The sequence below is a fragment of the Corynebacterium sp. HMSC065D07 genome (assembly GCF_001810695.1).
Classification (GTDB): Bacteria; Actinomycetota; Actinomycetes; order Mycobacteriales; family Mycobacteriaceae; genus Corynebacterium; species Corynebacterium hesseae.
Genome location: NZ_KV802432.1, coordinates 46313 through 56930, shown reverse-complemented (window position 1 = coordinate 56930; position 10618 = coordinate 46313). Strand labels below are relative to the sequence as shown.

At 61.9% G+C, this 10618-nt stretch carries 11 protein-coding genes; 2 read left to right on the top strand and 9 right to left on the bottom strand.

Going from position 1 to position 10618, the window contains the following annotated elements; all coding sequences use genetic code 11:
* Positions 1-129: 129 nt before the first annotated feature.
* From HMPREF2760_RS12505 to HMPREF2760_RS03395, 5 genes are all read right to left on the bottom strand, one after another.
* A complete protein-coding gene (locus tag HMPREF2760_RS12505) occupies positions 130-231 on the bottom strand; it encodes a 30S ribosomal protein bS22 (protein WP_003855542.1) in 102 nt (33 codons plus the stop codon).
* Between the two features lie 244 nt (positions 232-475).
* Positions 476-664 (bottom strand): helix-turn-helix domain-containing protein, encoded by a 189-nt coding sequence (locus HMPREF2760_RS03410; protein ID WP_010189818.1) that lies wholly within the window; start codon positions 662-664, stop codon positions 476-478.
* A 200-nt stretch (positions 665-864) separates the two neighbouring features.
* A complete protein-coding gene (proC, locus tag HMPREF2760_RS03405) occupies positions 865-1656 on the bottom strand; it encodes a pyrroline-5-carboxylate reductase (RefSeq protein WP_070596625.1) in 792 nt (263 codons plus the stop codon).
* 202 nt (positions 1657-1858) lie between these two features.
* Positions 1859-2707, bottom strand: coding sequence for a hypothetical protein (locus HMPREF2760_RS03400; protein WP_070563644.1), 849 nt, complete (start codon positions 2705-2707; stop codon positions 1859-1861).
* 9 nt (positions 2708-2716) lie between these two features.
* A complete protein-coding gene (locus tag HMPREF2760_RS03395; protein ID WP_083299172.1) occupies positions 2717-3646 on the bottom strand; it encodes a Ppx/GppA family phosphatase in 930 nt (309 codons plus the stop codon).
* 33 nt (positions 3647-3679) lie between these two features.
* Here HMPREF2760_RS03395 and HMPREF2760_RS03390 point away from each other — a divergent pair, with 33 nt between their 5' ends.
* On the top strand, positions 3680-4561 hold the full coding sequence (locus HMPREF2760_RS03390; RefSeq protein WP_070596624.1) for a DUF3109 family protein: 882 nt from the start codon (positions 3680-3682) through the stop codon (positions 4559-4561).
* Here the strand turns inward: HMPREF2760_RS03390 and HMPREF2760_RS03385 are convergent.
* From HMPREF2760_RS03385 to mshA, 4 genes are all read right to left on the bottom strand, one after another.
* Positions 4558-5256 carry a response regulator transcription factor gene (locus tag HMPREF2760_RS03385; RefSeq protein WP_070521121.1) on the bottom strand — a complete coding sequence of 233 codons (699 nt, stop codon included), beginning with the start codon at positions 5254-5256 and terminating at the stop codon, positions 4558-4560. The two genes, HMPREF2760_RS03390 and HMPREF2760_RS03385, sit on opposite strands and share 4 nt — an antisense overlap.
* The gene (locus HMPREF2760_RS03380; protein ID WP_070563639.1) at positions 5253-6518 is read right to left on the bottom strand and encodes a sensor histidine kinase; all 1266 of its coding nucleotides are present in this window, start codon (positions 6516-6518) and stop codon (positions 5253-5255) included. Before HMPREF2760_RS03380 ends, HMPREF2760_RS03385 begins: the two co-directional genes overlap by 4 nt.
* A gap of 73 nt (positions 6519-6591) precedes the next feature.
* Complete coding sequence (locus HMPREF2760_RS03375) at positions 6592-7341, bottom strand: phosphoglyceromutase (protein ID WP_070563655.1); 750 nt, start codon at positions 7339-7341, stop codon at positions 6592-6594.
* Positions 7342-7430: 89 nt separating this feature from the next.
* Positions 7431-8696, bottom strand: a complete 1266-nt coding sequence (gene mshA, locus HMPREF2760_RS03370) for a D-inositol-3-phosphate glycosyltransferase (RefSeq protein WP_070563636.1) — start codon at positions 8694-8696, stop codon at positions 7431-7433.
* A 76-nt stretch (positions 8697-8772) separates the two neighbouring features.
* Between mshA and HMPREF2760_RS03365 the strand changes: the two genes are divergently transcribed.
* Positions 8773-10485, top strand: a complete 1713-nt coding sequence (locus HMPREF2760_RS03365; protein ID WP_070596623.1) for a long-chain-fatty-acid--CoA ligase — start codon at positions 8773-8775, stop codon at positions 10483-10485.
* Positions 10486-10618 lie beyond the last annotated feature (133 nt).

Below are 10618 nucleotides of genomic sequence, written 5' to 3'. Positions count from 1 at the left end.
GAAATGTCCCTTAGTGCGACACGCCGCAAATCCACACGAAATGTCCCTTAAGCCTAGAAGGGAGAATAGATAGCAGAAACTCCCCGCCACGATCCCAAAAGGACCATGCGGGGAGTTGCAGGCGAAGCTTTACTTGCCCAGCTTACGACGCTGAACACGGGTGCGGCGCAGCATCTTGCGGTGCTTCTTCTTGGACATGCGCTTGCGGCGCTTCTTGATGACAGAACCCATAGCAGGTTTCCTCACTTTCGGTATCAGTACGTACGTAACCCGGCCGGCAACGCCTGGAACAAAACCACCCACGGTGCACTCGAGGCGGTCCCCGCAAAACAGGGAGACGCAGGCATGCCAGTGCCGAAACGAATGTTCACTATCTTACCTAGCGGCCTGCCCAGCACCAAAACTAAGGGCAGCGCCCACCGCCGTGGACCGCGAGGGGTCCGCAGTGGTGGGCGCTGCCAGAAAGAGGTGAACGCTAGGCTCCGTATACGGAAGCCTCAAGGTATTCCTTGACGGCGGATTCGTGAACGCGGAACGAGCGTCCCACGCGCACGGCCGGCATGTCACCTGCATGAACCAACCTGTAGACCGTCATCTTGGAGACACGCATGATCTCCGCAACTTCGGCGATGGTCAGGAAAGTTCCCTTATCTTCATTCGTCATAGTTTATTTAACCCTTCAGCACGTGACGCGCTGTAGGCTTCCCCTCCCACAGGACTATCACGCACGCGCTCCTGCCAGCTTAGCGTGAAACCTGTGACTAATGCGACCCAAGAGCTAATTTTTTCCTCTTTCGCACCGCTGCTGCCCTTGAAGCCCGTGTGGTAACACGTGCCACAGGGCTCCCAGGGCGACGGGAAGTTTTAGGCAAGTTCCTGCGCACGCTGGGTGCAGGCTTCGGCGGCTCGGAAGAACGCACCCCGCAGGCCAGACTCCTCGAGCTCGCGAAGAGCGGCGGCAGTGGTTCCCCCCGGGGAGGTCACCCCTGCGCGCAAAGCAACCGGATCCTTGCCGGATTCAGCCAGCATCGTTCCGGCGCCTTGTGCGGTGCGGGTGGCTAGCTTCTCGGCAACATCGCGGGTGAGGCCGAGCTGCACGCCGGCGTCGATCAGCGCCTCCGTGACTAGGAAGTAGTAGGCGGGTGCGGAGCCGGCCAGAGCGGTAGCAGCATCAATGTGTTTTTCCTCAATGACGGCAACCTCGCCGACAGCCTCCAGGAGCTTGACCACGCCGTCGAGCTGTTCCTCCGTCACGTGGGTGCCGCCCGCGCAGGTGCACATACCCTTGCCCACCAACATGGGGGTGTTCGGCATGACGCGGACGACCGGCACGCCCTCCCCAGCGGCCTTCTCCAGGGTCTCGAGAGTTAAGCCGGCTGCCATGGACACAACCACGGCCGTCTGTGGGATGTCGAGCCCCTCAAGAAGCTCCACGATGGCATAAGGCTTCACGCAGGCGAAGATGTAGTCGGCGCCGTCGACAGCCGCGGCGTTATCGCTCGTGACGCTGACGCCGTAGGCGCTCTTCAGCTCCTCGCCGCGCTCAGTGCGGCGGTTGGTCACCACGACGTCCGCGGCATCATAGCCCGCATGCACCAGCCCAGAAACGAGGGCTTCGCCGATTTGTCCTCCACCAAGTACTGCAATTTTTGTCATGCTTTCCAGGGTGCCAGAAAGGCCAGGACGCGGCCACCAATCAACAGGGCTGCTCGCACGCTACCCTTACACATGCAAAAGGCATCTGCCAGAAGGCGTTTTCTGCCCTGAATATGCCATTTACAGAAGGATAGATGGCGTTCTCAGGGGCAAAAGTACCTTCTGGCAGATGCCTTTGAGAAGATGCCCTTTGGGCCGGTGCCTACATCACCACGAGCAGCGGGCCAAAGGTCAGCACGAGACCGGCCACGGCTGCGAGGAACATGGACAAACCATCGCGGCTCGTGCGGAGTGCGTGGACGATTCCGACGATGACGCCGGTGACAACAACGCCGAGTACCACGACGACCAAGCGGTCAAAGCGGTCCCAGAGAATCTCAAAGCCCTTGAACACGATGGCACCGAGCACGATGCCCACGAGGGCGAGCAGGACGACGGCGAAGGGGTTGAGCTTGCCCTCGTCCTCCTCGTCATAGTCCTCGTCGTACTCTTCAACATCATGGTCGACTGCCTCGAGTTCACCCGTGGTAAAGGTGTCATCCTCGGCCTTGTCTTCGACTTTGTCGTTGGCCTTTGGCTCAACTTTTTCCTCGGTCTTCAGCTCAGCCTTGGACTCGACCTTTGACTGGGCCTTGTCTTCAGCCTTCTTGGGCTCGTCCTTGACCTTCTGGATTACGCGCGTGTCCTCGTCAGAGGGCTGGGAAGGCTTGGACTCAGATTCGGTTGGCTTCTCCGCAGGGGCGGCGGAGTGAGACTTATCAGCGTCCTTCTGCGGGGCCTCCTGCTGAGGTGTCTCTTGCTGAGGCTTCTCCTTCTTCTCCTTCTTCGGCGCAGGAATAACCGGGGCCGGCTCATCGATGGAGACACTCGAGTGCTTAGCCTCTGCCGGAGTTGCCTTGACCTTTTCGAGATTGCCGGTCAGCTCCGCAACCGAGATGCCGCCTTCGTCAAGGCTCCGGCGATGGCGGCGCGAGCTCTTCTCCTCGCCGGATCGGTCCTTCGCGTTACGGGCCAGCAGCTCCGCAACTGTCAACTGTTTCTTGTCAGCCACGTTTCTTTCCTATTCCAGTCCCTTATCGGTACGGCGCAAAATGACACCTTCTCGGAGAGCCCAGGGGCAGATCTCCAGCTTTTCGATTCCCAGGGCACGCATGCTCGCCTCCGCCACTAAAGCGCCGGCGACGATCTGATGCGATCGGGTAGAACTTACACCCTCAAGGTCCGCCCTGTCAGCTGCAGTCATACGGGAAATGAAGGAAATCAGCTGACGCAGGCCCGGCGCAGTGAGCGTGCGCTTCACATAGGGGCCCGCCGAGGACGGCGCAGCACCTGTCAATCGGGCCAGCGTGCGGAAGGTTTTCGAGGTACCCACGGCCAACCCGGCAGGGCCCAGCGCGCGCATTTTATCGGCGACGCCGGCCAGTTCCGCATCGATATAATCCCGCAGCAGGTTCACCTTGGATTTTTCCGGCGGGTCGGTATCGAACCAGTTGTGAGTCAGACGGCCTGCTCCCAAATCGAGGGAGAAAGCCATTTCCGGATGCTCGTCGGTACCGGTGGACAGCTCCAGCGAGCCACCACCGATGTCGAGGTTGGTAATGCGGCCAGCGGACCAGCCATACCAACGGCGGGCGGCCAGGAAGGTCAACCGAGCTTCCTCCTCGCCCGACAAGATCTCGAGGCGGACGCCGGTTTGTTTCTCAACTTCATCGAGAACCTTGGCCGAGTTAGTGGCCGAGCGCACGGCAGAAGTAGCAAAGGCAATGAACTCGTCACAGCCCAGCTTGTCGCCCAACTCAGCGGCTTCCCCCACGGCGGAGATGAGCTTCTTCATGCCCTTCTCATGGATGTTGCCGTCTTTGTCTAGCTGTTCCACCAGACGCAGCGGGGTCTTCCAATCGCTCATCGGCGAAGGCCGCCCACCGGTTGCGGCATCGACCGCAACGAGGTGGACGGTATTACTTCCGACGTCTAATACACCTAATCGCACGCCTCTACAGTAGTAGGTCTACCGTGGGTAGGTGTGAATCGCCCGAAATCAAAAGAAGTTTACCTGGGTTTTCCGGCCTCCTCCCCCGCGGCGGCTTCCATTATCGCCGGCCGCGAAAAGGCCCCCGACTTCCCCAGAGAGTGGTTCGAATTTACGGATCCGCACGATCCACTCCACGTCTTTTCCATCGACCTGACTTGGCTCGAATCGCACTATGCCTGCCAGTTTGGGACGGAGAGGTGCCACGGCATCGATAAGCAACAGCCCGACGTCGGCTGCTGCGTGCACGGCGCATACATGGCCGATGAGACGGATCGGGAGCAGCTTCGCGACGCCGTCGCCCGCATGCCCGCACGTTTCTGGCAGCACCGCCCAGAGGGGGTAGATGGGTTCCTGAAGCACGGTGAACCCGAAGAACTGGAACCGTGGCTGGAGTGGGATGAGCTCGACGGCGATGATGGCGAGCCGGAACCGGCGCTGAAGACGCCGCTTGTCGACGGCGCCTGTATCTTCGCCAACCGCGCCGGCTGGCCCACGGGCGCGGGCTGCGCTATCCATCAGTGGGCGCTCGACGCGGGGGAAGAGCTCACCGTGGTCAAGCCCGAAGTGTGCTGGCAGCTGCCGATTCGCCGGCACGAAGACTATGAGGAGCGCCCCGACGGGGAGGAAATACTGCGCACCACCATCGGTGAGTACGACCGCCGCGGGTGGGGCAACGGCGGCGAGGACTTCGATTGGTATTGCTCGGCCGATCCCTCCTGCCACACCGCGGAAGAACCGCTGTGGAAGTCGCAGAAGACCGAGCTGATCGCGCTACTCGGCGAGGAGTGCTACGAAATCCTGGCCAAGCACTGCGAGGCCCGGGCGCGCTCCGGAGTCGAGTTCCCGCGGCACCCAGCGGACCCTGGCGCTTAAGCCTCAAACTTGTATCCCAGGCCGCGCACCGTCACGAGCTGCTGCGGGTGGGAAGGCTCAGCCTCGATCTTGGAGCGGAGGCGCTTGACGTGGACGTCGAGAGTCTTTGTGTCACCCACGTAGTCCGCGCCCCAAATACGGTCGATGAGCTGACCGCGGGTCAGCACGCGCCCAGAATTGCGCAGCAGGTACTCGAGGAGATCAAATTCCTTGAGCGGCATGGACACCGGCTCGCCGGCGACAAGCACGGTGTGGCGCTCCACGTCCATGCGCACGCGGCCGCCTTCCAGAATCTGCTCGTCGGGCTCCTCCTCACCGTGATCGGAAGAGGCATCGTTGCCGCGGCGCAGCACCGCGCGGATGCGGGCGATGAGTTCGCGAGAGGAATAGGGCTTGGTCACGTAATCATCTGCGCCCAGCTCGAGCCCCACGACCTTGTCAATTTCAGAGTCGCGCGCGGTCACCATGATCACCGGCACAGAGGATGTCGCGCGCAGTTGCTTGCACACGTCCGTTCCGGACATGCCTGGCAGCATGAGGTCCAGCAAGACGATGTCCACGTGGTTCGCTGCGAACTGTTCTAGCGCACTGGGCCCGTCCGGGGCGAGGAGAACGTCGAATCCCTCCTTTCGGAGGAGGAAGGCGAGGGGATCGGCCAGCGACTCTTCATCTTCAACGATGAGGATGGTGGTCATTGCGCTTTATCCTTTCGACGAGCGGCTACGCGCGCCACGGCGCGCTGTAAACCAGGGGCGGCGGAGCTGACGGCCCCGTCTTCTATATTATCCCGATGAATAAGATTATCTGCTGGCTTTTCTTCCGCGTAGATAGGGAGCTCGATTGTGAACGTCGAGCCAGTTCCGGGGCGTGACCACAGTTTGATATTGCCGCCGTGATTAGCCACGACGTGCTTCACAATGGCCAGACCAAGGCCGGTTCCACCGGTCTGCCGGGACCGCGCCTTATCCACGCGGAAGAAGCGCTCAAAGACCCGCTTCTGGTCTTCCGGGGCAATGCCGATGCCACGGTCGGTGACGCGGATGTGGACGACCTTTCCGCCGACGACCTTCTGCGTGACCGACACCGGCATCTCATCCGGCGAATAGTGGATGGCATTTGAGATGAGGTTGGAGATCGCCGTGACCAAGAGGGACTTGTCCCCCATGACCTGGACCCCCTCCGAATCACCGCGGGTGAGCTGATTGTGGTGGGAATCGGCGGCAAGCTGGTTGCGGGTAATGGCCTCATCGATGATCTCATCGAGATCGAGCGGCTCCATTTCCGGGAGCGCCTCCGCGCCCTGCAGTTTAGACAAGGAGATGAGCTCGCTGACCATGTCGGCCATACGCGCCGCCTCCTTCTGCACCTTGCTGCCGAAATACTCGACGTGCTCGGGATTCCCGGTGTCCTCAAGGAGGGCCTCAGCCAGCAGCGCGATGCCACCCACCGGGGTTTTCAACTCGTGGGAGACGTTGGCCACGAAGTCACGGCGAGCGGATTCCATGCGCACCGACTCGGACTCATCGGTGCCGTAGACGATGACAAAGCGATCGTCGTTCAGCGTCAGCGGCTGGACCACCGCACGCACCTGAATCACGCGATTTCCGGTGCGGCGCTTCGGGATAGATAGGTCCAGCGTTCGGGTCTCTTTATCCTCGAAAACCTCCTGCGCAACTTTCCACAGATCGGGGTTCACCGCCCGGTCGTGCACCATCGACATCTCATGGGAGGCAGGGTTAGAAAAGATGATCTCTTTGGACCGCGAGAGCACGGCCATCCCGGCTGGAGAGCCGGACACGGCGAGGTGCAAGACCTGGCTAACGCTGGTGACCTGGTTCGCATCCGCATCACGGACGCGGCGGCGCACTAGGCGCTCGCGGACCCGGGCGATCACCGGTATGGCCAGGCCGCAGGCCACCACGCCGGCCAGGAAAGCTAGTACCAGTTCCACAATCATTCACGCCCCTACAAAGAATCCCCAAGGAGTATAGGCTCCTTGGGGATCGTGCGCAGCACGTAGCGGTTTTCGGCTACTTCTTGCCACCCTGCGCGGCCACGGCGGCTGCACCAGCAGCGGCAGCCTCCGGATCCAGGTAGGTGCCACCCGGGTTCACCACGGAACCGTCTTCGGCGATCTCGTAGACCAGCGGGATGCCCGTCGGGATATTGAGGCCGGCGATCTCCTCATCGGAGATCTGATCCAGGTGCTTGACCAGCGCGCGCAGGGAGTTGCCATGTGCGGCGATGAGAACGGTCTCACCCTTCTTGGCGCGCGGGAGGATCTCCTCTTCGAAGTAAGGAACGAAGCGCTCGACGACATCCTTCAGGCACTCCGTACGCGGAACCTGATCCAGGTTGGCGTAGCGCGGGTCACCGGCCTGGGAGTACTCGGCGCCGTCCTCCAGCTCCGGCGGCGGGGTGCCGTAGGAGCGGCGCCATGCCATGAACTGTTCCTCGCCGTACTTGTCCTTGGTCTCGGCCTTGTTGAGGCCCTGCAGTGCGCCGTAGTGGCGCTCGTTCAGGCGCCAATCGCGCACGACCGGAATCCAGTGGCGGTCTGCGGCATTAAGCGCAATGTTGGCCGTGCGGATGGCGCGGCGCAGGAGGGAGGTGTAGACAACGTTCGGCAAGATGCCCTGTTCCTTGAGCAGCTCGCCGCCACGCTTGGCCTCACCCTCACCCTTGGCGGTGAGGTTGACATCAACCCAACCGGTGAACTGGTTGGACTCGTTCCATTCGGACTGTCCGTGTCGAAGTAGAATCAGCTTTCCGTTACTCATAAACACCAGCATGCCACGTTTTTCGGCCGCTTGCCTGTGAACCCGGGCACATCACCCCTAACTGTGGGTTTATGCCCGCTTATGTGGGATTAGTATCCGATTGCCCGGCGCGCGTGGCAGTCCGGAATCTCAATACTCATCGCGTCGGCGTAGATGTTCTCCAACTGGCCGGCAGCCGCCGCCCAACTAAACTGCTGGGCGTGATCGACGGCGGCTTCACCCATGGCGATGCGGCGGGGGTCGTCGTCAAGCAACTGCTCCAGCGCATCCGCCCAATCTTGCGCCGAATGCGTGTGGACAAGCAGGCCAGTATCACCGTCCGCAACCGCGATGGGCAAGCCGCCGACAGCCGCCGCCACGACGGGCGTTCCGGAAGCCTGAGCCTCCATGGCCACCAGCCCAAAGGACTCGTTATAACTGGGGACCGCGACAATATCCGCGGCCTGATAGATGGCTACGAGCTCCTGTGGCGGGCGCGGGCTGAGGAAGCGCACGACGCGCTCCACCCCCAGCTCGCGGGCGAGGTTGTGGTAGGTATCCGGCGAGGAATTCGCCCCCGAAGCACCACCGCAGATGACGACGCGCAGGCGGCGATCCGGATCGCGCTCCATCAGCTCCGCCGTTGCGCGAATGAGCACGTCAGGGCCCTTGAATTTTTGCAGGCGGCCCACAAACGCCACCACCTTGGTGTGCAGCGGGATGCCCAGCTGGCGGCGCGCACGCTCCGTCATGCGGTCGGTGCCCGGGGTATAGAGTTCCGTGTCCGCACCCGGGGAGACCACAACGATATTGTCCGGCGATGCATCATAGTGCTCGATCAGATCGCGAGTCTCCTGGGCTGTATTAACCACCAGGATGTCAGCGTTATCCACCAGCTGCTGTTCACAGATGCGGCGCGCCTCAGTTTCTGGGGTGTCATCGAGAGTGCGGTGCACGTTCTTCACCGCGGCCAGCGTGTGTGCGGTGTGGACGAGGGGGATGTCCCACAGATCGCGCAATAACCAGCCCACCTGACCGGAGAGCCAATAGTGAGAGTGGATGACGTCATAGTCCACCTCAAAGCAGCGCGCGAAGTTATAAATCCCGCCCGTAAACGCAGCCAACTGGGTGGGCAGCTCTTCCTTGCTCAAGCCCTCATAGGGCCCCGCCACAATGTTGATGACGCGCAGGCGCTCCTCGACGCCCACCACCTCACCCTGGCTGGGGCGCGTGGCGCGGGTGAAAATATCGACCTCCACGCCGCGACGTGCGAGCTGGCGAGCAGTGTTGAGAACGTAGACGTTCATGCCACCCGCATCCCCGGAACCGGGCTGCTCAAGGGGCGAGGTATGCATGGAAATCATCGCGATGCGCATAATTTCCCAGTGTATCCCGAAACGACCCGCGTTATACTGGCCCGTACCTTAACCTACGCGACCGAAAGGTGAATCGATGTCGGCATACGAGTCCAATGCGTGGCTCCAGTACTACCCAGAGTGGACACCGCACAGCCTGGAATACGGGGACACCACGCTTCTCGACGTTTACGACAACAACCTCGCGCTCCACCCCGACAAGCCGGCAACCTACTTCTTCGGCCGCACGCAAACCTACGCCGAGCTGGATAAGCAGGTCCGCCGCGCCGCCGCCGGCCTGCGCGCCTTCGGGGTGCGCCCGGGGGACCGCGTGGCCATCGTCGCCCCCAACTGCCCGCAGTTCATCGCCTCCTTCTGGGCCGTGCTCAAGCTGGGCGCCATCGCGGTTTTGCACAACCCTCTCTACACTGCCCACGAGCTGGAGGGCTTGTTCCAGAACCACGGCGCGCGCATCGCTATTTCCTGGGATAAGACGGCCTCCACCTTGGAGAAGCTGCGCCCGACGACCTCCCTGGAGACCGTCGTCTCCATCAATATGATCAACGCGATGCCGACACCTCAGCGCCTGGCCCTGCGCCTGCCTATCCCGCCGCTGAAGTCCAAGCGCGATCAGCTCACCGCCCCGGCACCGAACACGGTGCCGTGGGAGTCCCTCGTGGGCAACGCCATTGGCGGCGATGGTTCTGACGTCCTCACCCCGGAGGCAGTCACCAAGGACACCACCGCGCTCATCCTCTATACCTCCGGCACCACCGGTAGCCCCAAGGGCGCGGAGCTGACCCACGGCAACCTTTTCTCCAACCTGCTCATGGGCAAGCACTGGGTCCCGGGCCTGGGCGATTCTCCGGAGCGCATGCTCGCAGCCTTGCCTTTCTTCCACGCCTACGGCCTGACCATGAACGCCACCTTGGCACCGCTCATCGCCAGCGAGCTGGTTCTGCTGCCGAGCCCGCAGATGCCGCTCATCATGGACCTGATGAAGAAGCACACCCCGACCTGGGTGCCGGGCGTGCCAACCCTGTACGAGCGCATCGTGGCGAAGGCGGAAGAAGATGACGTCTCCCTGGACGGCGTGCGCGCGGCCTTCTCCGGAGCGTCGACCCTGCCTGTCAATACCGTGGAGAAGTGGGAGAAGTACACCGGCGGCATGCTCGTGGAGGGCTATGGCCTGACGGAGTGTTCGCCCATCATCGTGGGTAACCCGATGAGTGATGCCCGCCGCCCCGGCTACGTGGGTATCCCCTTCCCGGATACCGAGATTCGCATTGCCAACCCGGACAACCTTGATGAGACCATGCCGGATGGCGAAGAAGGTGAGGTGCTGGCCCGCGGCCCGCAGATCTTTAAGGGCTACTTCGGCGATGAGGAAGCCACAGAGAAGGCCTTCCACAATGGTTGGTTCCGCACGGGCGATATGGGTGTGATGGAGGAAGACGGCTTTATCCGCCTGGTCAGCCGCATCAAGGAGATCATCATCACCGGCGGATTCAACGTCTACCCCGGTGAGGTTGAGGAAACCCTGCTGGATCACCCAGATGTGGCGGAGGCCGCCGTGGTGGGCCGCCCGCGTTCGGACGGTTCGGAGGACGTCGTGGCCTGCATCGTGCTTAACGACGGCGCCGCGCTCGACCCCGAAGGCCTCAAGGACTACTGCCGCGAGCGCCTGACCCGCTACAAGGTGCCGCGCACCTTCTACCACTTCGAAAAGCTGGCCACCGACCAGCTGGGCAAGATTCGCCGCCGCGAGGTTCAGGCGGATCTGCTCGAGCGCCTCAAAGCGGAGAAGTAGCACTCCATAGCCCCGGAACCGATCCCTGCGCGATAAACGCACATCACCGGGGCTATTGATTTATCCCGAAAAGATTTCGTTACTGCAAGCAACTTTGCAAAGATTTGCGAGACTCCCGTCACAAATTAGTTAT